General features: G+C 72.0%; 22 protein-coding genes and 2 tRNA genes. 4 read left to right on the plus strand and 20 right to left on the minus strand.

Annotation, left to right across the window (positions count from 1 at the left end; all coding sequences use genetic code 11):
- Positions 1-73 precede the first annotated feature (73 nt).
- The 10 genes from C1A17_RS05160 to mfd form a co-directional block, all read right to left on the minus strand.
- Positions 74-147: transfer RNA gene (locus C1A17_RS05160), tRNA-Leu, on the minus strand.
- Positions 148-324: 177 nt separating this feature from the next.
- Entirely contained in the window at positions 325-1713 is a 1389-nt protein-coding gene (locus C1A17_RS05165; RefSeq protein ID WP_101651354.1) for an NAD(P)/FAD-dependent oxidoreductase, read from the minus strand.
- Between the two features lie 32 nt (positions 1714-1745).
- Positions 1746-3242: a S8 family peptidase gene (locus tag C1A17_RS05170; protein WP_101651356.1), complete on the minus strand. Its 1497-nt coding sequence runs from the start codon at positions 3240-3242 to the stop codon at positions 1746-1748.
- A gap of 1 nt (position 3243) precedes the next feature.
- A complete protein-coding gene (locus C1A17_RS05175; RefSeq protein WP_101651358.1) occupies positions 3244-4206 on the minus strand; it encodes a Ppx/GppA phosphatase family protein in 963 nt (320 codons plus the stop codon).
- Positions 4207-4243: 37 nt separating this feature from the next.
- Complete coding sequence (locus tag C1A17_RS05180; RefSeq protein ID WP_101651360.1) at positions 4244-4741, minus strand: DUF501 domain-containing protein; 498 nt, start codon at positions 4739-4741, stop codon at positions 4244-4246.
- Positions 4738-5358, minus strand: a complete 621-nt coding sequence (locus tag C1A17_RS05185; protein ID WP_180953217.1) for an FtsB family cell division protein — start codon at positions 5356-5358, stop codon at positions 4738-4740. The genes C1A17_RS05180 and C1A17_RS05185 overlap by 4 nt, the downstream gene beginning before the upstream one ends.
- A 147-nt stretch (positions 5359-5505) precedes the next feature.
- The gene (gene eno, locus C1A17_RS05190) at positions 5506-6786 is read right to left on the minus strand and encodes a phosphopyruvate hydratase (RefSeq protein WP_101651364.1); all 1281 of its coding nucleotides are present in this window, start codon (positions 6784-6786) and stop codon (positions 5506-5508) included.
- Between the two features lie 80 nt (positions 6787-6866).
- Complete coding sequence (locus C1A17_RS05195; protein ID WP_101651366.1) at positions 6867-7646, minus strand: tyrosine-protein phosphatase; 780 nt, start codon at positions 7644-7646, stop codon at positions 6867-6869.
- Complete coding sequence (locus tag C1A17_RS05200; RefSeq protein WP_180953218.1) at positions 7643-8443, minus strand: MazG nucleotide pyrophosphohydrolase domain-containing protein; 801 nt, start codon at positions 8441-8443, stop codon at positions 7643-7645. Before C1A17_RS05200 ends, C1A17_RS05195 begins: the two co-directional genes overlap by 4 nt.
- A gap of 1 nt (position 8444) precedes the next feature.
- Positions 8445-12053: a transcription-repair coupling factor gene (gene mfd, locus C1A17_RS05205; RefSeq protein ID WP_245873449.1), complete on the minus strand. Its 3609-nt coding sequence runs from the start codon at positions 12051-12053 to the stop codon at positions 8445-8447.
- 82 nt (positions 12054-12135) lie between these two features.
- On the opposite strand from mfd, the gene C1A17_RS05210 reads away from it, so the two are divergent.
- Positions 12136-12825 (plus strand): rhomboid family intramembrane serine protease, encoded by a 690-nt coding sequence (locus tag C1A17_RS05210; protein ID WP_245873451.1) that lies wholly within the window; start codon positions 12136-12138, stop codon positions 12823-12825.
- 25 nt (positions 12826-12850) lie between these two features.
- Here the strand turns inward: C1A17_RS05210 and pth are convergent, their stop codons facing one another.
- The 5 genes from pth to C1A17_RS05235 all read right to left on the minus strand — a co-directional run bounded on the left by pth (position 12851) and on the right by C1A17_RS05235 (position 17061).
- A complete protein-coding gene (pth, locus tag C1A17_RS05215) occupies positions 12851-13456 on the minus strand; it encodes an aminoacyl-tRNA hydrolase (RefSeq protein ID WP_101651372.1) in 606 nt (201 codons plus the stop codon).
- A 121-nt stretch (positions 13457-13577) separates the two neighbouring features.
- Positions 13578-14270, minus strand: a complete 693-nt coding sequence (locus tag C1A17_RS05220; protein WP_101651374.1) for a 50S ribosomal protein L25/general stress protein Ctc — start codon at positions 14268-14270, stop codon at positions 13578-13580.
- Positions 14271-14514: 244 nt separating this feature from the next.
- The gene (locus C1A17_RS05225; protein ID WP_101651375.1) at positions 14515-15486 is read right to left on the minus strand and encodes a ribose-phosphate diphosphokinase; all 972 of its coding nucleotides are present in this window, start codon (positions 15484-15486) and stop codon (positions 14515-14517) included.
- Entirely contained in the window at positions 15487-16935 is a 1449-nt protein-coding gene (glmU, locus tag C1A17_RS05230) for a bifunctional UDP-N-acetylglucosamine diphosphorylase/glucosamine-1-phosphate N-acetyltransferase GlmU (RefSeq protein ID WP_101651376.1), read from the minus strand.
- Between the two features lie 54 nt (positions 16936-16989).
- A tRNA-Gln gene (locus tag C1A17_RS05235) sits at positions 16990-17061 on the minus strand.
- A 58-nt stretch (positions 17062-17119) separates the two neighbouring features.
- Here C1A17_RS05235 and C1A17_RS05240 point away from each other — a divergent pair.
- Together C1A17_RS05240 and pcrA are read left to right on the plus strand one after the other, a co-directional pair.
- The gene (locus C1A17_RS05240; protein ID WP_101651377.1) at positions 17120-17539 is read left to right on the plus strand and encodes a hypothetical protein; all 420 of its coding nucleotides are present in this window, start codon (positions 17120-17122) and stop codon (positions 17537-17539) included.
- Positions 17540-17689: 150 nt separating this feature from the next.
- Positions 17690-20101, plus strand: coding sequence for a DNA helicase PcrA (pcrA, locus tag C1A17_RS05245; protein WP_101651379.1), 2412 nt, complete (start codon positions 17690-17692; stop codon positions 20099-20101).
- A gap of 79 nt (positions 20102-20180) precedes the next feature.
- Here the strand turns inward: pcrA and C1A17_RS05250 are convergent, their stop codons facing one another.
- From C1A17_RS05250 to purN, 4 genes are all read right to left on the minus strand, one after another.
- Positions 20181-20378 (minus strand): antitoxin, encoded by a 198-nt coding sequence (locus C1A17_RS05250; RefSeq protein WP_101651380.1) that lies wholly within the window; start codon positions 20376-20378, stop codon positions 20181-20183.
- Between the two features lie 172 nt (positions 20379-20550).
- The gene (locus C1A17_RS05255; RefSeq protein ID WP_245873453.1) at positions 20551-20775 is read right to left on the minus strand and encodes a hypothetical protein; all 225 of its coding nucleotides are present in this window, start codon (positions 20773-20775) and stop codon (positions 20551-20553) included.
- A 208-nt stretch (positions 20776-20983) separates the two neighbouring features.
- Complete coding sequence (gene purH / locus C1A17_RS05260) at positions 20984-22570, minus strand: bifunctional phosphoribosylaminoimidazolecarboxamide formyltransferase/IMP cyclohydrolase (protein WP_101651383.1); 1587 nt, start codon at positions 22568-22570, stop codon at positions 20984-20986.
- A gap of 24 nt (positions 22571-22594) precedes the next feature.
- Positions 22595-23260: a phosphoribosylglycinamide formyltransferase gene (gene purN / locus C1A17_RS05265; RefSeq protein ID WP_101651385.1), complete on the minus strand. Its 666-nt coding sequence runs from the start codon at positions 23258-23260 to the stop codon at positions 22595-22597.
- A gap of 27 nt (positions 23261-23287) precedes the next feature.
- Between purN and C1A17_RS05270 the strand changes: the two genes are divergently transcribed.
- Positions 23288-23740: a hypothetical protein gene (locus tag C1A17_RS05270; RefSeq protein WP_245873455.1), complete on the plus strand. Its 453-nt coding sequence runs from the start codon at positions 23288-23290 to the stop codon at positions 23738-23740.
- A gap of 38 nt (positions 23741-23778) precedes the next feature.
- Here C1A17_RS05270 and C1A17_RS05275 read toward each other — a convergent pair whose 3' ends face one another.
- Entirely contained in the window at positions 23779-24990 is a 1212-nt protein-coding gene (locus C1A17_RS05275; protein WP_180953219.1) for a cell division protein PerM, read from the minus strand.
- Positions 24991-25027: the final 37 nt, after the last annotated feature.

The following is a 25027-nucleotide window of genomic DNA, read 5'->3' on the forward strand; positions in this document are numbered from 1 at the left end:
CCCTAGGAATGCGGCCTGCCGACCGGCGACCGCGCGACATCCATCGTTCGGTGGATGCGATCTGCCGAAGGGGTGCCCCCAGCGGGACTCGAACCCGCACTGAACCGATTTTAAGTCGGCTGCCTCTGCCGATTGGGCTATAGGGGCGCATACTCCCGGGGTGCACCGTCGCGCACCGAGCCGGTGGTTTCAGCCTACACAGGGACTCGATTCCGCGTCGCGACCGCGACCGGGTCCGCCGCCGCCGAATGCACTGCGCCCCGCCTCGGAGGTCCGAGACGGGGCGCAGCGGCTGCGGTCACCAGGACCGCGTGCCGAGAGCGATCAGTGCGCCGGGGCCGGGATCGGCTTGTCGGCCTTTTTGGGCGCCGGCTTCGAGTTCGCGGCCTCGACGAACGCCTTGCGCGGCACATCGAGATCCTTGAGCGGCATCGAGTCGCGTCCGAACACGAGGTTGAGCGCCCAGTTGCCGAAGACCCGGGCCTTGCGATCGACGGTCGGGATCGCGTAGCCGTGGTAGCCGCGGTGCATGAGCCAGGCGAGCAGTCCGCGCGCCTCGAAGTTGCCCATCTGCGACACGCCCTTGTACGGGCCGAGCCCGGCGACCGAGCCGATGGTCTTGTGGAAGTACTGCTGGAACTCGGTCTCCCCGCGCAGCGCGGCGAGCAGGTTCGCGGCGAGCACCGGAGCCTGGCGCACCGCGTGCTGGGCGTTGGGCACACAGAATCCGCCGACGCCGCCGCCGGACAGATCCGGCACCGCGGCGTTGTCGCCGGCGGCCCAGGCGCCGTCGACGACGCCCTCGTCACCCTCGACCCGGAGGTCGGCGCGCACCGTGACCCGGCCGCGCTCGTCGAGCGGGAGGTCCGAGTCGACGAGGACCGGGTTGGCCTTGACGCCGGCGCTCCACACGATGGTGTCGGCGTCGAACTCCTCGCCGTTCGAGAGCTTGCAGTGCTTGTCGGTGCAGTCCTCGAGGAAGGTCTCGAGGTAGACGTCGATCCCGCGCTCGCGCAGGTGGTCGACGACCCAGCGGGCCTGGGCCTCGCCGACCTCGGGCATGACGCGGTCCATCGCCTCGACGAGGACGAAGCGGACGTCGGCCTCGGTGAGGGTCTCGTACTGGCTCACGGCGGCGCGGGCGAGGTCCTCGAGCTCGGCGAGGGCCTCGATGCCGGCGAAGCCGCCGCCGACGAACACGAAGGTCAGCGCGCGACGACGCTCGTCGTCGTTCTCCATGAGGGAGGCCTCGCCGATGCGGTTGAGGACGTGGTCACGCAGCGCGACGGCCTCCTCGATGCGCTTGAGGCCGATGGCCTCCTCGGCGACGCCCGGGATCGGCAGGGTGCGGGCCACGGATCCGGCGGCGAGCACGATCTGGTCGTAGTCGAGCTCGAACGGCTCGTCACCCTCGGGCTCGACGACGACGAACTTCGCGGCGTGGTCGATGCGGGTCACCGCACCGGTGATGACCTCGGCGCCCTTGAGGTTGCGGCGCAGCGGCACGACGGCGTGGCGCGGCTCGATGTTGCCGCCGGCGACCTCCGGCAGGAAGGGCTGGTAGGTCATGTACGGGTTCGGGTCGACGACGGTGACCGTCGCCTCGCCCCGCCCAAGGTTCTTGAGCAGGTTCTGAGCAGCGAGCAGGCCCACGGAGCCGCCGCCGACGATGAGGATACGAGGACGCAGTTTGCTGTTTCTGATCAAAGCCATAACCTCATGCTATCGCTCTGTGAAAAGTTTCACTACCGCGTCCCGGGGGCGTCCCCGCCGGTGCCCTCCGGGTCGTCGGGAGGCTGTCGCACCGCCTGCGCGGAGTCCTCCTCCGGGTCCGCCGGGTCCGGATCCCCGGCGTCGGGCGGGCCCGCGTCCGAGGTGCCCGCCGCCGCGGCGACCGGCGCAACGCGGGCGGCCCGCCGCGCGCGGACGAGGCCGCTGCCGAGCAGTCCAGCCGCGACCGCTCCGCCGAGGACGAGCACCACAGGTCCGAGCACCGGGCCGCGCGGACTCGCGACCGCGGCGGACTCCTCGGCGGCGCTGGACTCCGCGGTACCGGACGGGCCGGCCTCCGCCGCGTCCTCGGGAGCCGGGGCGCGCCGGTGCATCTCCACCCAGTCGGCGAGCGCATCCGCCGCGACCGGCACCTCGGGGGGCGGACCGGATTCGAGGGCGGTGACCGGCTGCACGCGGCCCCACCCGACGATCGGGTCGGGTGACCCCGGGGTGCTGCGGCCGTCGTGGCCGGGCACCGCGGTGGCCGTCGAGGTCAGGGCGGCGACGACCTCGTCCGCGCTGAGATCGGGATCCGCGCTGCGCAGGAGCGCGACGATCCCGGAGATCACCGGGGCGGCGAAGGAGCAGCCGGCCGCCTGGGCGTAGCCGCCGGTGTAGTACGGCACGGGGATGTCCTCGGCCGGCCCCATGAGGTCGACGGCGGTGCCCGGCGCGGTGGACGGCGGTCGGATCCGGCCGTCCTTCCCGAGGCCGCCGACCCCGACGACCCCGGGGACCGTCGACGGCGACCACGCCTGGGTGGCGCCCTGCGAGCTGTTGCCGACGCACGCGACGACGACGACGTCCTTGCTGTAGGCGTACGCGAAGGCCTCGTCCCACGCCTCCGGCCACGCCGGATCGTCCCAGCCGAGCGACATGTTGATGACCTGCGCACCGTTGTCCACCGACCACCGGATCGCCTCGGCGGCCTGCTCCCGCGAGGACCGGGCGCCCTCGGGCAGACCGGAGCCGAGCCACATCGACGCGGAGAGGATCTCGGCGTCCGGGGCCACCCCCGTCGGGCCGGTTCCGTCCCCGGTGCCGGCGATGACCCCGGCCACCGCGGTTCCGTGATGCCGGTTCGCCTCGGGCCCGATCGGCGTGCGGCCGTCGGTGCCCGACCCGCTGAAGTCCTGGGACGCGCGGACGACGTCGGTGAGGTTCTCGTGCGAATCGTCGACTCCCGAGTCGATGACGGCCACGGTCACGCCCTCGCCGGTGGTGCGGTCCCACAGCGCGTCGATCCCGTACTCCTCGATGAACCACTGCCCCGGTCCGGCCGCCGGGCCGTCTGCGGGCTCTGGCCCGGCGGTGTCCGCGGGGCTCGGCGCGGGGTCGACGGGCGGGCCGACCTGGGCATGCCCCGCCGTGGGCGCGCCCCACGCGAGCGCGAGCGCGCACGCCCCGGCGATCACCCCGGGGAGCCGGGAGCGGCCGGTGCCGCGCCGCTGCGGTCGTCCCGTCCGCATCTCAGCCGGTCGCACCCGCTGGGCGCGCCTGGCCGAGCGCGATGCCGTCGAGGATGTCGGTCTCGCTCGTGAGGATGCGCAGGGAGCCGCCCGCCTGCGCGACCCGCTCGCCGATGCGCTCGACGAGGCGCGCGTAGATCAGGGCTCCGGCACCCATGACGTCCGCACGGCCGGGGTGCATGAAGGGCAGCGCGATCCGCTCGTCGCGGGTCATCTCGACGAGCCGGCGGGCGGTCGCGGCGACGGTGTCCGCGGTGAGCTCCGCACCGTGGATCGCCGCGCGGTCGTAGGCCGGCAGGTCGAGGGCGGCGGCGGTGATCGTCGTGATGGTCCCGGCGACTCCGACGAGGGTGCGGGCGCGCGCGACGTCGACGACGCCCGCCGCCTCGTCGAAGGCTGCGTCGATGTCGCGCACCGCGGCCGCGATCTCGGACTCCGTCGGCGGGTCGGTGCGGATGTGCCGCTCGGTGAGCCGGACCGATCCGATGTCCATGCTGAAGGCCTGCTCGACGGTGTCGGTGCCGAGCACGAGCTCGGTCGACCCGCCGCCGAGGTCCATGACGAGATAGGGGGCCTCGGTGGTGTCGTCGGACGCGCCGCTCACCGCTCCGAGGTAGGACAGCTCGGCCTCCTCGCGGCCGGTGATGACTTCGGCCTCGACCCCGAGCCGTTCCCGGACCCCGGCGAAGAACGCGTCCCGGTTGCCGGCGTCGCGGCTCGCCGAGGTGGCGACGAAGCGGCGGGAGTCCGGTGCCAGGCGGTCGACGATCTCCGCGTACTCCTCGCACACCGCAAAGGTCCGCTCGAGCGCCTCGGGAGCGAACTCGCCGGTCGCGTCGACGCCCTGCCCGAGCCGCACGATGGACGTCTCGCGCGCGAGCTCCTCGATCCTGCTGTCGGCGATGTCGGCGACGAGGAGGCGCAGGGAGTTGGTTCCGCAGTCGAAGGCAGCTACTCGAGTCATGCCCTCAACTCTAGGTCAGGACGCGCGGGAGCGCGGTTCAGGCGGGACGCGGGACGGAGTCGAACAGATCGAGCGCGCGGTCGCCGATCGGGTTGACGCCGCGGCCTGCGGCGAGCGCGTGGCCGACGAGCGCGTGGAGGCACTTGACCCGGGTGGGCATGCCGCCGGCGGAGAAGTCGCTGATCTCCTCGACCTCGGCGAGTCCGGCGTCGCGACCGATCCGCGAGCGGTCGGCGAGGTACGCCCGGTGCGCCCTCCGGTAGGCCGCGGCGAGCTCCTCGTCGGCGGCGACCTCGGCGGTCCATTCCGTCATCACGCCCGAGGCCTCGAGCCGGGAGCACTCGGCGACGTAGTCCGGGTGGGTGAGGTAGTAGGTCGTGGGGAACGGCGTGCCGTCCTCGAGGCGCGGAGCGGTGGCGACGACGAGCGGCTCCCCGGCCACCGATCGCGCGGCCACTCCGACGACTCCGCGCGGCATCCGCCCGAGCTGCTCGCGGATCGTGGCGGTGTCGGCGGTGGTGCACGGGGTGATCATTCGGTGTCCTTCGGCGAGTGGTCCTGGGCGGGCTCCGACGCGTCCGCGTCGCGGTCGAGGTCCTCGGGCGGCGCGGTCTCCTTCGTCGCATAGCCCACCGAGGTGAGCGATTCGACGAGCTCGATGTACCACGGACGATCGCGCACCGGCCGCTCGACACGGTCGCCCGCGGAGTCCGCGGCCGTCCCCTCGGCGGTGGTGTCCGGCGCCGTGTCGTCGACGACGATGTACGCCTTCTCCCCCGGCCGCACGTAGAACTGCTCGGCGCGGGCGACGCGCTCGATGTACTCCGGGTCGTGCAGCTGCTCCTGCTTGTCGGCGAGCTGCTCGACCTCCTGCTCGGTGGTCGCGATGTCCTGCTCGAGCGCGGAGATCTGCTGCCACTGCCGGATGCCGGTGCTGATGCTCGGGGCGAACATCGCGATGAGCACGATCGCGACGGCGATGAGGGCGAGGGTGCGTCCGGACAGGCGGCGCCCGGCGACGGTGCTGTCGACGGAGTCCGGGTCGACCGCGGCCACGGGTGCGGGCCGGGTGGTGCGGAAGGTGCCGGTGCGGGTGCGCGAGGGCGCGGCGGTGTCCGGCCTGGACCTGGCTCGCCTGCGCTGACTGCTCATGACACCTCGGGAATCGCACATAGGGGAAGGGAGGGCGCGACACCTCCAGTGTGCCCTGCCCTCCCTTCCCCGGTGCTCATTGAGCGCGGTGTGTCCGCCCGATCCGGTCGGATCGGTGCCGGCGCACGCCGCGTGCGGGGGCGTCGGTCAGACGCTGAACCGCGGGAACGCGCTCCGCCCGGCGTAGCGGGCGGCGTCGCCGAGCTGCTCCTCGATGCGGAGCAGCTGGTTGTACTTCGCGACGCGCTCGGAGCGGGCCGGCGCACCGGTCTTGATCTGTCCGGCGTTCGTCGCGACGGAGAGGTCGGCGATCGTCGTGTCCTCGGTCTCGCCGGAGCGGTGCGAGATCATCGCGGTGTACTGATGGGTCTGCGCGAGCGTCACGGCGTCGAGGGTCTCGGTGAGCGAGCCGATCTGGTTGACCTTGACGAGGAGCGAGTTCGCCGCACCGGACTCGATGCCGCGCTGCAGGCGCTCCGGGTTGGTGACGAAGAGGTCGTCGCCGACGATCTGCACCTCGGTGCCGAGTTCGTCGGTGAGACCGATCCAGCCGTCCCAATCGTTCTCGTCGAGCGGGTCCTCGATCGACACGAGCGGGTACTTCTCGACGAGCTCGGCGTAGTACGCCGTCATCTCCGCAGCGGTCTTCGAGCCGCCCTCGAAGGAGTAGGAGCCGTTCTCGCAGAACTCGCTCGAGGCGACGTCGAGGGCGAGCGCGATGTCCTTGCCCGGCCGGCGGCCGGCGTTCTCGATCGCCTCGAGGATGAGGTCGAGGGCCGCGGCGTTGGAGTCGAGGTTCGGGGCGAAGCCGCCCTCGTCGCCGAGTCCGGTCGACAGTGCGCGCTTCTTGAGCACCGACTTGAGCGCGTGGTAGACCTCGGCGCCCCACTGGAGCGACTCGCGGAAGGTGGCCGCGCCGATCGGCGCGATCATGAACTCCTGGATGTCGACGTTGGAGTCGGCGTGGGAGCCGCCGTTGAGGATGTTCATCATCGGCACCGGCATGACATGGGCGTTCGGTCCGCCGAGGTACCGGTAGAGCGGCAGGTCCGCCGACATCGCGGCCGCGCGGGCGACGGCGAGCGAGGCGCCGAGGATCGCGTTCGCGCCGAGCCGGGACTTGTTCTCGGTGCCGTCGAGGTCGATCATCACCTGGTCGACGAGGCGCTGGTCGTCGGCCTCGATGCCGGCGATCGCGTCGTTGATCTCGTCGAGCACCGCGTCGACGGCATTGCCGACGCCCTTGCCGAGGTAGCGCTCCGGATCGCCGTCCCGGAGCTCGACTGCCTCGAACTCTCCGGTCGAGGCGCCCGAGGGCACTCCGGCGCGGCCCACCGAGCCGTCCTCGAGCAGCACCTCCACCTCGACGGTGGGGTTGCCGCGGGAATCAAGAATCTCACGTGCATTGGCTGCGATGATTTCGGCCATGCCAGCTCCTCTGTCGCGTTCGCTTTCGACGGCGGAGTACTCCACCACCGCCCACCTTAGTGCAGGCGGAACCGGGTCGCTCACCCGTCCGTCAGGCAGACCTCGCGCAGGGCGTGGATCTCGGTCGCGCGGAGGCCGTGGTCGGTGACATAGGCCTCGACCGAGCCGTAGTCGCGGTCGACCCGGTCGAGCAGCGCGTCCATGTACGCGCGCGGCGCCTGGGTCGCGGTGTGCGAGAGGTTCGCGACGATCCCGGCCTCGGCGAAGTTGCGGCTGATCGCCTCGAGGAAGTCCGCTCCAAGGTAGCGCTCGGTCGTCTGGTAGTCGGTGAGCACGTCCTGCCGGGGCACGCCGAGGAGGGTGAGGACGAACGCGGACACGATGCCGGTGCGGTCCTTGCCGGCCGAGCAGTGGTAGAGCACGGGGTCCCGGGCGTCGGCGAGCAGGCGGAGAGTGTCGGCGATCCGGGTGCCGCAGTGCTCGACGACCGCGGCGTAGATCGAGGGCAGGGAGTGGTCGGGCAGGACGAGCCGCTCCGGGTGGTCGGGCTCGAGCGGGTAGTAGCGGTCGCCGAACAGCGGCAGTCGGACGTGCTCGGTGACGGCGGCGCTGAGCCGGTCCGGCGCGGTCCGCGCCTCCCTCGTCTCGCGCAGGTCGATGACGGTGCGGATGCCGAGGTCCTCGATCATCCGGTGGGATTCCGGGGTGAGGTGCGCGAGCCCGTCGGAGCGGAACAGGCGGCCCGGCGCCACGATGCCGTCGGGGGTGCGCCAGCCGCCGAGGTCGCGGAAGTTGAACGTGCCGGGGACGGGGATCCGGGCGGGCACGCCCTCCGGACGGGCCGACGCGTGCTCGGTCATCGGCGCTCTCCTCCTCCGGGGCCCTGGGCGGAGGAGCGGATCGCGGCCTCCTCCACCTCGGAGGTTATCGCACGGAGCGCGGCCTCCGCGTCGATGCCGGCGGCGTGCGCCCGCCGGGCGATCGCGAACAGCTCGCGCCCGATCGCCCGCTCCTCGGCGGACGCCGCGGCGCCGGGCGCGCGCTCGGGGACCGCGGGGACGGCGAGCTCGAGCCGGTCCATCCGGCCGAGCACGGAGTGGGCACGGGTGAGCGCGGGCAGGGTCACCGGGACCGAGGCGAACGAGGCGCGGGCCCGGCCCGCGCGGTCGGCGGTACGGGAGTCGGCCCGCTCGGCGGCCTTGACCTCCTCGTAGCGCCGCTCGACCTCGACGATGTCGACCGGCCCGTCGGAGTCGAAGACGTGCGGGTGGCGGCGGACGAGCTTCGCGGCGAGCCCGGAGACGACCTCGGCCATCGCGACGGGCGGATGCGGTTCGGCCCGGAGCTCGGGTGCCGTGCCCGGGGTGCGGTCGGCGGATCGGCCCGCCGGTCCCGCGTCGTCGCTGTCGAGGATCGCGGCGTGGAAGAGCACCTGGTAGAGCACGTCGCCGAGCTCGCCGACGAGCTCCGCCCGGGTCGCCTCCGAGGGGTGGGCCGCGTGGCCGTGGAGGGCGGCGATGAGCTCGTGGGTCTCCTCGAGGAGGTACTTCTCGAGGCTCGTGTGGGTGTGCCCGGCGGCCCAGGGGCAGCGCGCCCGGATGAAGCCCATGATCTCCTCGATCGTGAGCTCGTCGGGATCCGGGCGCTCCCAGTCCATGTCAGGCGGCACCCGTCCGGGCGGCATCCGCCGCATCCGCGCTCGGCTCCGCGGCGGCCGGCGGATCGGGCACCGGGAAGATCACATCGAGGAAGCGGCTGACCCACTCGATGAGCGCCGAATCGGTCATGTCGCGCTTGTCGAAGCCGGTGCCGGCCTGCGGCTTGGGCACGAGGATCGACCGGATCGCCGGCTTGACGAGCGACTTCGGGTACAGCCGCTTGAGCCGCACCACCTGCGAGTCCTCCGGCTCGACCGGCGCGAAGCGGATGAAGTTGCCCTGCGCGACGATCTCGGCGACCCCCGAGGCCCGGGCGCGGATCCGCAGCCGTGCGATGTCGGCGAGGACCTCGACGGACTGCGGATAGGGGCCGTAGCGGTCGGTGAGCTCGGCGAGCACCTCGGCGATCCGGGACTCCTCGGTCGCCGCCGCGAGCTTGCGGTAGGCCTCGAGGCGGAGCCGCTCGTGGGAGACGTACTCGGTGGGCAGGTGGGCGTCGATCGGGAGCTCGACGCGCATCTCCGGCTCCTCGACCGCACCCTCGCCGCGGAAGTTCGCCACCGCCTCGCCGACGAGGCGGACGTAGAGGTCGAAGCCCACGCCCTCGATGTGGCCCGACTGCTGACCGCCGAGCAGATTGCCGGCCCCCCGGATCTCGAGGTCCTTCATCGCCACCTGCATGCCCGCCCCGAGCTCGGTGTGGGAGGCGAGCGTCTGGAGGCGGTCGTGGGCGGTCTCGGTGAGGAGGGTCTCCGGCGGGTAGAGGAAGTACGCGTAGGCGCGCTCGCGGCCGCGGCCCACCCGGCCGCGGAGCTGATGGAGCTGGGACAGGCCCATGCGCTCGGCGCGGTCGACGATGAGGGTGTTGGCGTTCGCGATGTCGATGCCGGTCTCGACGATCGTCGTGCACACGAGCACGTCGAACTTCTTCTCCCAGAAGTCGACGATGACCTGTTCGAGGCGCTGCTCGCTCATCTTGCCGTGGGCGACGGCGATCCGCGCCTCGGGCACGAGCTCGGCGAGGTGACCGGCGACCCGCTCGATGTCCTGCACCTTGTTGTGGATGAAGAACACCTGCCCCTCGCGCAGCAGCTCGCGGCGGATCGCGGCGGTGACCTGCCGGTCCTCGTAGCGGCCGACGTAGGTGAGCACCGGATGGCGCTCCTCCGGCGGGGTGGCCAGCGTCGACATCTCGCGGATCCCGGTGACGGCCATCTCGAGCGTGCGCGGGATCGGGGTCGCGCTCATCGCGAGCACGTCGACGTTCGTCCGCAGCGCCTTGAGGGTCTCCTTGTGCTCGACGCCGAACCGCTGCTCCTCGTCGATGATGACGAGGCCGAGGTCCTTGAACCGCACCTCGCCCGACAGCAGCCGGTGGGTGCCGATGACGACGTCGAGAGTGCCCGCGGCGAGATCGTCCTTGACCTTCTGGCTCGCGGCCGGGGTCTGGAACCGCGACAGCGCCCCGACGCTGACCGGGAACCCGGAGTAGCGCTCGCTGAAGGTCTCGAAGTGCTGCTGGACGAGCAGGGTCGTCGGCACGAGCACGGCGACCTGCTTGCCGTCCTGGATCGCCTTGAAGGCCGCCCGGACGGCGACCTCGGTCTTGCCGTAGCCCACGTCGCCGCAGATCAGGCGATCCATCGGGATCTCCTTCTCCATGTCGGCCTTGACCTCGTCGATCGTCGTGAGCTGGTCCGGGGTCTCGACGTAGTGGAACGCGTCCTCGAGCTCCCGCTGCCACGGGGAGTCGCCGGAGAACGCGAAGCCGCGGGTCGCGCGGCGCGCGGAGTAGAGGCGGATGAGCTCTCCGGCGATCTCCTTGACCGCCTTGCGGGCCCGCGCCTTCGTCTTCGACCAGTCGGAACCGCCCATCTTGTTGACGCTCGGGCTCTCCCCGCCGACGTAGCGGGTGACCTGGTCGAGGGCGTCGGAGGGGACGTAGAGGCGGTCGCCGGGCTGGCCGCGCTTCGAGGGCGCGTACTCGATGACGAGGTACTCGCGGGTGTGGGCGGCCTCGCCGCGGCCGGCGGTGCGCTGGACGAGCTCGACGAAGCGCCCCACGCCGTGCTGCTCGTGGACGACGAAGTCGCCGGGGCTGAGGTCGAGCGGGTCGACCTGGTTGCGCTTGCGGCGCGCGGGCAGCCGGCGCATGTCCTTGGTCGAAGCGGCCGCCGCCCGGCCGAGGACGTCGGCCTCGGTGAGGACCGCGAGCTTCGCGGACTCGATGACGAAGCCGCCGAACGCCGCCGCCGTGGTCACCGTCACCGTGCCCGGGGTGCCGGGCGCGGTGAGGTCCTCGGCGAGCGCGGCGGGCACCTCGGCCTCGGTGAACACCTCGACGAGGCGGGCTCCGGGACCGCGGCCCTCGGTGAGGACGTAGACGCTCCACTGCTCGTGGGTGAGGGCGCGGACGTCGGCGAGGATCGCCTCGACGTCGCCGGAGTAGCCGCGGGGCGCGCGGGCGTCGATGTCGACGACGACGTCGGATTCGCCGACGAGCTCGGAGTCGACGGCGAATCCGCCGATCTCCCACCACGGCAGGCCGATGAGCCCGGCCGCCTCGCGGGTCTGCGTCAGCGTCCGGAAGCTCGCCGCCGACAGATCGATCGGCGACTCTCCCCCGCCGGCGGCGCCGGTCCAGGCGGCGGCGAGGAACTCCTCGGTGGTGGCGACGAGGTCCTCTGCGCGCGCGGTGACCTTCTCCGGCGCGGTGACGAGGATCCGGGTGTGCTCCGGGAGGCAGGCGAGCAGCGGCTCCATCCCGTCGGCGAGGACGGGGGCGAGGGACTCCATGCCGTCGACGGCGATGCCCTCGGCGATCTTCTCGAGCATCTCGCGGGCCGCGGGCAGGGTGTCGACGAGGCCGGCGGCGCGCTCGCGGACGGTCGGGGTGAGGAGCACCTCGCGGCACGGCGGCGCCCAGAGCTCGAACTCGGCTCCGTCGGCGACGGGCAGCGAGCGCTGATCGGCGACGCCGAACGGACGGATCTCGTCGACCTCGTCGCCGAAGAACTCGAGACGCAGGGCGTGGTCCTCGGTCGGCGGGAACACGTCGAGGATGCCGCCGCGCACCGCGTACTCCCCGCGCCGGGACACCATGTCGACGCGCGAGTAGGCGAGCGCGGAGAGCTGTTCGGCGAGCGCGGAGAGCTCAGCGGTGTCCCCCGTGCGCAGCGCGACGGGCTCGAGCTCGCCGAGCCCCTTGACGAGGGGCTGGAGGAGCGCGCGCACCGGGGCCACGACGACGGACAGCGCGGAGCCGGGCTGCGGATGCGCGAGCTTCCGGAGGACGGAGAGCCGGCGGCCGACGGTGTCGGAGCGGGGCGAGAGCTTCTCGTGGGGCAGCGTCTCCCAGCTCGGGAACATCGCGACCTGCGCGGCCGGGAGGTGGTCGGCGAGGGCGGTCTCGAGCTCCTCGGCCTCGCGTCCGGTCGCGGTGACGACGAGGACGGTGCCGGTGCCGGCCGCCTCGGCGACGAGCGCCGGCCACAGTCCCTTGACGGCGTTGACGGTGCCGTGGAGGTTCGTCGTGTCGCCGAGCGCGGTGACGGCGTCGGCGAAGGTCGGGTGGGCGCGCAGCGTGGTGGTGATTCCGGTCAGAGACACGCGCTCCAGTCTACTCGCGGGCACGGACCGGCGGCATGCGGACTCGGATCGCCCGTCCAGGCCCGTCTGCGACACTGGATGCATGAGTCGGATCCAGCACTCCCCGTCCTCCGGGACCGATCTCGCCGCCGACCTCGGCCGGTCGATGACCCGCTTCCTCCACCCCGTCGTGCTGCTCGGCCTCATGTGGCTGATCCGCGCGGCGGACTTCGTCCTCCCCGGCACGTTCACCACCTACGGCATCCGGTCGTGGGACGTCACGAGCGCCTTCGGACTCGTCCTCGCGCCGCTGCTCCACTCCGGCTGGGGGCACCTCGTCGCGAACTCGGTGCCGTTCCTCGTCCTCGGCCTGCTCGTCGCCGCCGAGGGGGCGCGCCGGTTCTGGCTCGTCACCGCGACGATCGCGGTGGTCGGCGGGATCGGCACGTGGCTGGTGAACCTGCCGGGCACGGTGACGGTGGGTGCGTCCGGGCTGGTGTTCGGCTGCTTCGGCTATCTGCTCGTCCGCGCCTTCGTCGTCCGGTCGCTCTCCCACCGGATCGGTTCGGTCGTCGTGGCGGTCATCGTCGTCATGGCGTTCGGCGCCTCGATGCTCACCGGCGTCCTCCCGCTCTATCCGGGGATCTCCTGGCAGGGGCATCTGTTCGGGGCGCTCGGCGGCGGGCTCGCCGCCGTCTGGCTGGGCCGGGCGGACAACCGTCGCGCGGCCCGGCGGGAGGCCCTGCGCGCTCGGACCGCCGACCCGTACGGGCTGCGCGAGCTCGGTCTCTGAGGCTCCCCCGGCCGGGGGGTCCCGCTCAGCCGTCGGCGAGGCGCCCGTGGAAGCGCTGCTGGGCAGCCTCGAGCCCCTCTGCGACGAGGATCTCGACCGCATCCGCAGCGTCCTCGACGAGGATCGGCAGCGTCTTCTGCTCCTCGGCGGTGAAGGGCTTGAGCACGTAGTCCGCGGTGTCCATCCGGCCGGGCGGACGGCCCACCCCGGCCCGCACGCGCAGGTAGTCCTTGGTGCCGAGCGACTGCGTCATCGACCGCAGACCGTTGTGGCCGCCCTCTCCCCCGCCGCGCTTGAGCTTGATCGAGTCGAAGGGCAGGTCGACGTCGTCGTGGACGGCGATGATGCGCTCGGGGGTGATCGAGTGGAACTGGGCGAGCTGCGCGACCGGCGGACCGGAGACGTTCATGTAGGTCAGCGACTGCATGACGACGACGCGGGGGCCGGGCAGTCCGCCGACGATCCCCAGACGTCCGGTCGCGGCGATCGCCTTCGCCTTCGTGCTCGTCAGGGTGCCGCCGATCCGCTCGACGAGCGCCTCGGCGACCATGTGGCCGATGTTGTGGCGGGTCCGGGCGTACTTCCGCCCCGGATTGCCCAGCCCGATGATGAGCCAGGTGTCACCGGCCATCGCTCCCCCTTCGTCGCTCACGGCGTCCTGCGCCGGATCCACTGTACCGGCCGCCAGAACGCCGCAGGGGCGCCGACCCTTCCGGATCGGCGCCCCTGCGGGATGCGGCGCGGTGCGCGGATCAGTCCTCGGACTTCTCCTCGTCGCCTTCGCCCTCGCCCTCGGAGTCGCCCTCGTCCTCGGCATCCTCGCTCGGCTCGGCACCGGTCGAAGCGGCGACCTCCTCGTCGACGGCCTCGGACTCGAGCTCGGCCTCGAGCTGCTCCTCGGAGAGTTCGGCGGAGATGTTGACGACGAGCATCTCGGGATCGGCGACGAGCTCGGTGCCCTGCGGCAGGGTGACGTCGGCGGCGAAGATGTGCTCGCCGACATCGCGGCCCTCGACGGAGACCTCGAAGTACTCGGGGATGTGCGTCGCCTCGGCGAGCACGAGGAGGGTCTGGTTGTCGACCGACACGATGGTGCCGGGTGCGGCCTCGCCCTCGACGTGGACCGGGACGTCGACCTCGATCTTCTCGCCGCGCTTGACGATGATGAGATCGACGTGCTCGATGATGCGGGTCACGGGGTGGACCTGGACCTCACGGGCGATCGCGAGCTCGTTCTTCGTCGCATCGGGGTTCTCGATCTCGAGCAGCGCGTTCGAGGTCTTGAGCGCCATCATCGTGGCGTGGCCCTCGAGGGTGAGGTGGATGGGGTCCTGGCCATGGCCGTAGAGGACGGCGGGGATACGATCGGCGCGGCGGATCCGGCGGGCTGCGCCCTTGCCGAACTCGGTGCGGCGCTCTGCGATGAGTTTGGCGTCGACTGCCATGTGAAGCTCCTTCTCGGTGGTGTGGACACCACGGCGAACAATCCTCGTGGTGCCGACTCCCGGAGCCGTGCACGTGAAGACCGCGTCGATAACGGAGTGCCGGGACACCGGCCTCCCTCGCCGAGGCAACCAGACAAGCATAGGCGCCCGCGGCCCGGGTCGCCAATCCGCCCCCGCCCGGAGGAACGCCCGCGGCGCCCGCCGACCGGTGTCGACGGGCACCGCGGGAGCGAGCGGGTGCCGCTCAGAGATTGAACAGGCTGGTGACCGAGCCGTCCTCGAACACCTCGTGCACCGCCCGCGCGAGCAGCGGGGCGATCGAGAGCACGGTGAGCTTGTCGAACTTCATGTCTTCGGAGAGCGGCAGGGTGTTCGTCACGATGACCTCCTTGGCCACCGAGTCGCGCAGCCGTTCGACGGCAGGGCCGGAGAACACCGCGTGCGTCGACACGATGACGACGCCGGTCGCACCGGCCTCCATGCAGGCGTCGGCGGCCTGGACGATCGTGCCGCCGGTGTCGATCATGTCGTCGACGAGCACCGCGGTCCGGCCCTCGACCTCGCCCACCACGCGGTTGGCCTTGGTCGAGTTCGGCCGCGAGATGTCCCGGGTCTTGTGGATGAAGGCGAGCGGGACCCCGCCGAGGCTGGCCGACCAGTTCTCGGCGACCTTGATCCGGCCGGCATCCGGGGAGACCACCGCGAGCTCACCGGGGTGGTTCTCCTTGACGTAGTCGGCGAGGATCGGCAGCGCGACGAGGTGATCGACCGGGCCGTCGAAGAAGCCCTGGATCTGCGCGGTGTGGAGGTCGACGGTGATGATGCGGTCGGCGCCGGCGGTCTTGTACATGTCGGCGACGAGGCGCGCCGAGATCGGCTCGCGGCCGCGGTGCTTCTTGTCCTGCCGGGCGTACGGGAAGAACGGGGCGATGACGGTGATCCGCTTGGCCGAGGCGCGCTTGAGCGCGTCGACCATGAGGAGCTGCTCCATGAGCCAGTCGTTGATCGGCGAGCAGTGCGACTGCATGACGAACACGTCGGTGCCGCGCACGGACTCGGAGAACCGCACGTAGATCTCGCCGTTGGCGAAGTTGTAGACGTCGGTGGGCAGCAGCTCGGTGCCCAGGCACTCCGCGACCTGCTCGGCGAGCTCCATGTTGGCCCGGCCGGTGACGAGGACGAGCTTCTTCTCCCCGGCTGTGGTGATCGAGTTCACTTACTCCGACTCCTTCTGCGCCTGCGCGGCCGCCTGCGCTGCGGGTGTGCCCGGTCGCTGTTCGACGACCCAGTTCTCAACATTACGCTGTGGCGCCACGGTCATCGCGAGCGCACCCGGGGGAACGTCCTTCCGGATCACCGTCCCGGCCCCCGAGTAGGCGCCGTCGCCCACGGTGACGGGGGCGACGAACATCGTGTCCGAGCCGGTGCGGACATAGGACCCCACCGTCGTGTGGTGCTTCTCCACGCCGTCGTAGTTGACGAACACCGACGAGGCCCCGATGTTCGAGTACTCCCCGATCGTGGCGTCGCCGACGTAGCTCAGGTGCGGGACCTTCGAGCCGGTGCCGATCCGCGCGTTCTTCGTCTCGACGAACGTGCCGATCTTGCCCTCGGCCCCGAGCTCGGTGCCCGGGCGGAGGTAGGCGAACGGCCCCACCGACGCACCGGCGCCGACGACCGCGAGCTGGCCGTGGGTGCGCACGATCTGGGCCCCCTCCCCCACCTCGGTGTCGGTGAGGGTGGTGTCCGGCCCGATCACCGCGTGCGCGGCGATGTCGCAGGCGCCGTGGAGCTGGACCCCGGGCAGGAGGGTGACATCGGGCTGCAGGGTGACGTCGGAGTCGATCCACGTCGTGTCCGGATCGACCACCGTGACGCCGGCGCGCATCCAGTCCTCGACGATGCGGCGGTTGAGCTCCTTGCCGAGCTGCGCGAGCTGCACGCGGTCGTTCGCACCCTCGACCTGCCACACGTCCTCGGTGGTGAGCGCGGCGACGCGGGCACCGGTGGCGCGCGCGATCTGGATGACGTCGGTGAGGTACTTCTCCCCCTGCGCGTTGTCGGTGCCGACCTGTGCGAGGGATTCGCGGAGCACGGCGGCGTCGAAGGCGTAGATCCCGGAGTTGATCTCGGTGATCCGCTTCTGGTGCTCGTCGGCGTCCTTCTCCTCGACGATCCGCTCGAGGTCGCCGGCCGCGTCGCGCACGATCCGGCCGTACCCGCGCGGGCGGGCGACCTGGGCCGACAGCACGGTGACGGCGTCCTGCTGGGACTCGTGGTACTCGACGAGCGTGCTCAGCGTGTGGGCGGTGAGGAGCGGCACGTCGCCGTAGGTCACCACGACGGTGCCGGTGAGGTCGTCGGGCAGCTGGGTGAGCGCGCACTCGGTGGCCCGCCCGGTGCCCGGGATGTCGTCCTGGTCCGCGACGAGGACCGTGCGGTCGATGACCTCGGCGATGCCGGAGACGTGCTCGGCGACCTGCTCGCGCGCGTGCCGGAGGACGACGACGAGGTGCTCCGGGGCGGTGCCTGCGGCGGCGCTGATCGCGTGGTGGAGCAGCGAGCGCCCGCCGATCGGGTGGATCACCTTGGGGGTGACCGACTTCATCCGGGTCCCCTCGCCGGCGGCGAGGACGATGACCGCTGCGGGTCGGTGCTGGGTCATGGGGGTGAACTCCTCTGCTGCGGGAATCGGGCCGCGCGGGCTGCCGGGGCGTCGCTCCGCCCCTAGGACTCGAACCTAGACTGCACGGCTCCAAAGGCCGGCGTGCTGCCATTACACCAGGGCGGATCGACACGGCTGCGACCCCGTGCCGGCACGCCCCAATCTTGCCACTAAGGTGGAACCTATGGAAATTCTCCGCGACGTCCTCGTCTTCATCCACCTCCTCGGCATGGCGATCATCATCGGCGCCTATTTCGCCAACATGCGCGCCCCGCGCGTGGTCGCCGGAATGCTCCACGGAGCCTACCTCCAGCTCGCCACCGGGCTGCTGCTCGTCACCGTCCTCGAGTTCACCGAGGGCGTCGAGGTCAACCACATGAAGATCGGCATCAAGCTCCTGCTCGCGATCCTCGTCGCGGTCTTCGCCTTCCTCGGCCGCCGCCAGGAGAAGAGGGCGGGCACCGCCGCGTCCGCCGCCGCGCGCGCGGACGGCTACGCCGGGGACACCGCGCCGAGCGCCCCGGTCGCCCACTCGTCCGCGACGATGGCCCACCTGACCTTCGGCGCGGCCGTGCTCGCGGTCCTCGTCGCCGTCTTCGTCTGATCGGCGCCCGACCTCGACGACCCCGCCGGGTCTTCGGACCCGCACCCCGGCCGGCGACCGCTCCTGCGGTCGCCGGCCGGACCGCTTCCCGTCCCGGACCGGACGCCCCGGACCGGCGCGTCCGCACCTCCAGGTAGATTGCGTGTCACCATGACCTCACCCTTCGAATTCCTCAACGAGCCGCCCACCCGCCGCGATCCCGCCGCGGATCGCGCAGCAGACACCGCGGCGACCGCATCGGCACCCGCCCGCAGCGGCACCGGCCCCGGGCCGGGGGCCTCGGCGAGCGCGCTCCTCGAGGGGCTCAACGCCCAGCAGATCGCCGCGGTCGAGCACAGCGGATCCCCGCTCCTCATCGTCGCCGGCGCAGGTTCGGGCAAGACCACGGTGCTCACCCGCCGCATCGCCCACGCCCTGCGGACCGGGCGCGCCCACCCCGGTCAGGTGCTCGCCATCACCTTCACGAACAAGGCCGCCCGGGAGATGGTCGAGCGGATCACCGAACTCGTCGGACCGCCCGCCCGCAGCATGTGGATCTCGACCTTCCACTCCGCGTGCGTGCGGATCCTCCGCCGCGAGGCGAAGGCCCTGGGGATGAAGTCGAACTTCACGATCTACGACTCCCAGGACTCGCTGCGCCTCGTCACCCAGTGCGTGCGCGAGGCCGGACTCGATTCGAAGAAGTTCACCCCGCGCTCGCTCCAGCACCGGATCTCCAATCTCAAGAACGACCTCCTCACCGCGGACGACTTCAGCTCCCGGGCACAGGAGAACAACCCGTCGGAGCAGGCGCTCGCGGAGGTCTACCGGCGCTACTCGGAGCGCCTGCGGCTGGCGAACGCCTTCGACTTCGACGACCTCATCATGGAGACGGTGCACCTGCTCGACGCGTTCGACGACATCGCGGCGAACTACCGGGCCCGGTTCGCCCACATCCTCGTCGACGAGTACCAGGACACCAATCCGGCGCAGTACCGGCTCATCCGGGCGCTCGCCGGGGCTGACCTCCCCGCTCCCACCGCCGAACTCACCGTGGTCGGCGACGCGGATCAGTCGATCTACGCCTTCCGCGGCGCCACGGTGCGCAACATCGTCGAGTTCGAGGAGGACTTCCCGCAGGCCCGGGTCATCCTCCTCGAGCAGAACTACCGGTCGACCCAGAACATCCTCACCGCGGCCAATGCGGTGATCTCCCACAACGACGATCGCAAGGACAAGCGCCTGTGGACCGACGCCGGTCCCGGGGAGCCGGTGACCGGCTGGGTCGCGGAATCGGAGCAGGCCGAGGCCCGCTTCATCACCGAGAAGATCGACGCGCTCATGGACGAGAGCGGCCTGACCTACGGCGACTTCGCGGTGTTCTACCGGACGAACGCCCAGTCCCGCGCGATCGAGGACGCCCTCATGCGGGCGGGCATGCCGTACAAGGTCGTCGGCGGCACGCGGTTCTACGAGCGCAAGGAGATCAAGGACGCCCTCGCCTACCTCCGAGTCATCGCGAACCCGGACGACGACGTCAACCTGCGCCGGATCCTCAACGTCCCCAAGCGGTCGATCGGCGACCGGACCGAGGCCTTCATCGGGGCGCTCGCGGAGCGGGAGCGGATCAGCTTCGCCGCCGCGCTCGACCGCGCCGAAGAGGCACCCGGCCTGTCGAGCCGCTCGCTCGGGCCGATCGCCCGCTTCCGCACGCTGCTCGCCGACCTCCGGACCACCGCCGAGGGCGCCCCGGTGTCCCGCATCCTCGAATCGGTCCTCGAGCAGACCGGCTACCTCGCCGAGCTCCACGCGAGCACGGATCCGCAGGACGAATCGCGCGTCGACAACCTCGCCGAGCTCGTCGCGGTCGCCGAGGACTTCGGACGGACGCACGAGACCGGCACCCTCGACGAGTTCCTCGAACAGGTGTCACTGTCCTCCGACGCCGACCAGATCCCCGACCAGGACGTCGGCGAGGTCACCCTCATGACGCTCCACACCGCCAAGGGGCTCGAGTTCCCCGTCGTGTTCCTCACCGGCCTCGAGGACGGCACCTTCCCCCACCAGCGCTCGTTCAGCTCGAGCACGGAGCTCGCCGAGGAGCGGCGGCTCGCCTATGTCGGCCTCACCCGGGCCCGGAAGAAGCTGTTCCTCTCCCGCGCGGAGACCCGCAGCATGTGGGGCCAGCCCGCGTACAACCCTCCCAGCCGGTTCCTCAGCGAGCTCGGAGAGGGACTCGTCGACTGGGAGAGCACCGGCACGCTGAGCTCCGGCGGGCCAGCGGACCGGGCGTTCGGCTCTGCATGGAGCCCCGGCTCCCGGGCCGGGAGCTCCGGCCGCGGCGGACGGCCGGGCGGTGCGCGCGCCGGCACCTCGCCGGGCGGGTTCCCCAATCGCATCCGGCCCAATCGGGAGGTCCCGCAGGTGGAGCCGGGCGATCGGGTGTCCCACGATGCGTTCGGCCTCGGCACGGTGACCGAGGTCGCCGGGGCCGGCGATAAGACCGTCGCGACGGTGGACTTCGGCTCGGAGGGGACCAAGCGGCTCCTCATGCGCTACGCCCCGGTCGAGAAGCTCGACTGAGCCCGGACAGCATGCGGGGCCGACACCGTCCGGTGTCGGCCCCGCGTCGCGCTCACGGGCGCATCTCAGCGTTTCGGGATCATTTCTCGCCGGCGCCGTCGTCGCCGACCCGCTGGTCCGCGGCGTCGCGGCCCTGCTGGACCTGGTCGTCGAACTTGCCGCCGCCGACGCCCGAGGCGGCGTCCTGCGCCTTGTCGAGGCCCTGATCGCTGACCTGCTCGCCCTTCTCGCTGTTGAGGGCGTCCTGGGCCTTGTTGCCGAGATCTCCGAAGCTCATGGGTTTCTCCTTCACAGTGGGATCGGACGGGCTGGTCCCGTCCCTGCTCCCATCCTGACATCGCCACCCGGCGGTGTAAACGGCAGACGTTCGGGACCTGTGCCCGCATCTCGGCACGGGCGGTGAGCCCTCCTCAGCCGCCGGGCACGGCCTCAGCCGCCGGGTGAGGGGTTCAGCCGCCGGGCACGGTCAGACTCAGGGTGAGGAGCAGCGCCGAGACGAACACCATGGTGAGCATGTCGGTGCCGCGTGCGCGGTTGACCCAGATGTCGCCCCACGGGGAGGGCAGCGCGCGGAGCACGGCGAGCGCCAGCGGGCACGCGGCGAGCGCGATCCCGCCGAGCCGGAAGTCGATCACGGCGAGCGCCGCCGACGCGAGGATCCACAGCAGGCACACGAGGAGGAGCCAATCCCGCCTCGTGGGGTTGGAGTACCGGCGCTTCCAGTAGATCCACCGCTTGGAGATCGGGTTGCGCCCCTTGGAGGTGCGCCGCAGGTCCGGGCGGGCGCGCCCGGCGGCGTGCCGTCCGCGCGGGCGGCGGTCCGCGCCGCCGACGACCCGGCCCCCGGCCGGACGGCCGGGGGCGGGTGGTGCGGACTGCGGATCAGTGGAAGAAATGTCGGGTACCCGTGAAGTACATCGTCAGGCCGGCCGCTTCGGCGGCCGCGACGACCTCCTCGTCGCGGATCGAGCCGCCCGGCTGCACGACGGCGGTGACGCCGGCGCGGATGAGCACCTCGAGCCCGTCGGCGAACGGGAAGAACGCATCGGAGGCCGCGACCGCACCGCGTGCGCGCTCCTCGCCGGCCCGCTCGACGGCGAGGTGCGCGGAGTCGACCCGGTTGACCTGTCCCATTCCCACGCCGACGGCGGCGGAGTCCCGGGCGAGCAGGATCGCGTTCGACTTCACCGCCCGGCAGGCGCGCCAGGCGAACGCGAGGTCGGCGAGGGTCCGCTCGTCGGCGGCCCGGCCGGCGGCCAGGGTCCAGTTCTCCGGTGCGTCCCCGGCGGCCTGGAACACGTCGCGGTCCTGGACGAGCAGACCGCCGGAGATCTGGCGGTACTCGGTCTCCGGGGCGGCCGGCTCCCCGAGCTCGAGGAGACGGAGGTTCTTCTTGCGCCGGAGCACCTCGAGCGCCTCGGGAGCGAACGCCGGTGCGGCGACGACCTCGGTGAAGATCGGGGAGATCGACTCCGCGAGCTCGACGGTGACCTCGCGGTTGACGGCGATGACGCCTCCGTAGGCGGACACCGGGTCGCACTCGTGGGCCTTGCGATGCGCCTCGGCGACGGTGTCCCCGGTGGCGATGCCGCACGGGTTGGCGTGCTTGATGATCGCGACCGCCGGCTCCGCGAAGTCGTAGGCGGCCCGGATCGCGGCGTCGGTGTCCTGGTAGTTGTTGTAGGACATCTCCTTGCCGCCGAGCTGCCGGGCGTTGGCGATGCCCCCGGCGCCGGGCGCGGCGTACACGGCCGCCGACTGGTGCGGGTTCTCCCCGTAGCGCAGGTCCGCGGCCTTCTCCACGGCGAGACCGAAGAACCCGGGCTGCCCTGCTGCGGAATCGTGCTCGGCGCCGGCGGAGGCCTCCTGCGCGGCCGCATCCTGCTCGCCGAACCACGTCGCGACGGCGACGTCGTAGGCGGCGGTGTGCTCGAAGGCGGTCTGCGCCAGCCGGCGCCGCGCGGCGAGGTCGAATCCCCGGCCGGAGGCCGCTTCGACGACCTCGGCGTAGCGGCTCGGATCGGTGACGACGGCGACGCTCGGGTGGTTCTTCGCCGCTGCGCGCACCATCGAGGGTCCGCCGATGTCGATCTGCTCGACGCAGTCGTCGAATCCGGCGCCCGAGGCGACGGTCTCGCTGAACGGGTAGAGGTTGACGACGACGAGGTCGAACGCCTCGACGCCGAGGTCGGCGAGCTGCGCGACGTGGTCGGGCTTCCGGGTGTCGGCGAGGATGCCGGCGTGGACCCGGGGATGGAGGGTCTTGACGCGGCCCTCGAGGCATTCGGGGAAGCCGGTGAGCTCCTCGACCGGGGTGACGTCGACCCCGGCCTCGGCGATCCGCGCGGCGGTCGAGCCGGTCGACACGATCGTCACCCCGGCTGCGGCCAGCCCGGTGGCGAGTTCGGTGAGTCCGGTCTTGTCGTAGACGCTGATGAGCGCGCGACGGATGGGCCGTACGGCTTCCACTGGTTCTCCTTCGTTCGGTGCGGTTCAGCTCCCGGCCGCAGCGGTCGGCAGGTAGCCGGTGACGCGGCGGTCGGCGATGTGCAGGGGGTGTTCGGCGAGGAAGGCGAGCAGGTCGACGATGGCGGTGCGCTCGACGGCGCGGATCCGCTCGTGCAGCGTGTCCTCGGTGTCCTCGTCGTGCACCGCGAGAGGGAACTGGGCGATGATCGGCCCGGTGTCCACCCCCTCGTCGACGAGGTGGATCGTCGCCCCGGTGACCTTGACCCCGTGCGCGAGGGCGTCGCGGACGCCGTGCGCTCCGGGGAACGACGGGAGGAGCGCGGGGTGGGTGTTGATGATGCGCTGGGAGTAGCGGGCGACGAACTCCGGGCCGAGGATGCGCATGAATCCCGCCGAGACCACCCAATCGGGCTCGAAGGCGGCGACGGCGGCGGTGAGCGCGCTGTTCCACGCTGCGCGGTCGGGGTGCTCGCGCGGGGCGACGACGAAGGTCTCGACGCCGGCGGCGCGCGCCCGGTCGAGCACTCCTGCGGCGGGGGTGTCGGAGCCGACGGCGACGATCTCGACGCTCCGCCGGGCGGCGTGCGAATCGTGCGCGCCGGGGTCCGCAGCGGGATCGCGGACGACGAACGCGTCGAGCACGGCCTGGGTCAGGCTGCCGGATCCGGAGGCGAGGAGAACACAGCGCACCCCGCCATTCTATGCCAGACTGATCGGGTGAGCCCCGTGGACCAGGAACCCCGCACCGACTCGACCGCGACCGACGAGGAGACCGCGCGCCGGGCGGCCGCCCGCAACCGCGAGGGCACGATCCTCGCGCTGCTGTTCGGCGGTGCGCTGCTCGCCACGACGCTCCCGCTCCCCTACCGGATGGCGGCCGGGGTGCTCGCGATCGCGGCTCTCGTCTGGGTCGTGCGGTACTTCATCGCCGGAGCGCGCACGAAGCAGAAGGGCAACTGGATCCTCCTCGGCGTGCTCGCCGCGCTCAGCTGCCTCTACATGCTGCTCTCGACCCTCGGGACGCTCGCCATCTGGCCGGTCCAGGCGGAGTACGAGTCGTGCCTCCGCGAGGCGATCACCCAGCAGGCGACGGTGGGCTGCACCACCGAGTACAACACCGGGCTGTCCTCGTGGTTCGAGGAGATGACCGGTCAGCCGTTCCCCGGCTGATCCCCGAACTCCGCTGAGCCGGCGGCCAGGTCGCGCCGTCAGGAACGGTCGTCCGGCTCGGGGCGTCCGGCGAGCTGCAGCATCCCCCAGCCGATGAGCGCGCCGCACCCCGTCCCCGCCGCGAGCGCGCCGGCGAGGAGCAGCGGGCGGACGCCGAATTCCGCGAGTCCGCCGGGGCCGATCGCACCGGTGGCGAACAGTCCGACGAGAAGCGCGCAGACGGCGATCTCCACGACGAGGACGAGGACCGCGCGCAGGTCGGTGACGTGCCAGGCGGGCCTGCCGATCACGGCGACGAGGCCGCAGAGGAGGACGGCGAGCGGCGCGACGACCGCCCAGGCCGGCGGGTCCTGGGGCACGACGGCGAGGAGGGGGAAGCCGGGGAGCGGCACCTCGACCGCGGTGAATGGCGAGGCGAGCGCCCCGTCCGCGAGCATGATCCCGGCTCCGGACACCCAGGACAGCCCGAGCACGAGCACCGTCGGGGCGAACAGGAGCTGGACGACGGCGAGCCCGATCCCCGCGGCGGTCGGGTCCGAATAGAGGCCGACCACGGCGGCGGCGCGGTCCCACCCGAATGCGAGAGCGGCCAGGACGGCGAGGGCGCCGACGATGAGCAGTCCGAGGCCCGCGCGACGGAACGCCGCATGGCCCGAGCCGAGGGCGGCCTCCCACCGGGGTCCGCCCGCGCTCCTCATCCCGTCGCGCACGGCGTCGGCGATCGCGTGCCGACCGAGGCCGACGCCGATCGCCGTCCAGAGGACGAGCACGGTCCGGAGGAGTCCGAGGACCCCGGGGGCGATGTCGCCGAGGACGAGGGCGGGGACGAGGATCCCGAGCCCGAGGACCCCGCCGAGAGCGATTCTGGCGACGTTCCGCGGACGGGCGGCACCCGTCGCCGCCGGAGCGCCGAGCGCGGCGTCGACGTCGAGCGCGTGCCGGGTGCGGCGGGCGGCGTGGTGGACGAGGAGCCAGACCGCGAGGGTGAGCGCGGTCGGCGGCAGCAGATGGACATGGGTCTCGGTGCGTCCGCCGAGGCCGTGGACCACCCCGAGTCCGGTGGCCGCCCAGGCGGTGATGGCCGAGAGCGGACGCTGCTCGGCGATCCCGATGAACCACGCGAGGGTGGACAGGGCGAGGGCTGCGGGGACGAGGACGAGGAGTGCGCGTGCTCCCTCGGCGGCTCCGATGACGGCCGGGTGCCGCCCGATCCCCCGAGCCCGCCGGGGGGTGTCCGCTGATCTCTCCACCCGTGCCATGATGCCCGATCCGCCATCGCATGTGGCC

The organism is Brevibacterium ihuae, from assembly GCF_900184225.1.
GTDB lineage: Bacteria > Actinomycetota > Actinomycetes > Actinomycetales > Brevibacteriaceae > Brevibacterium > Brevibacterium ihuae.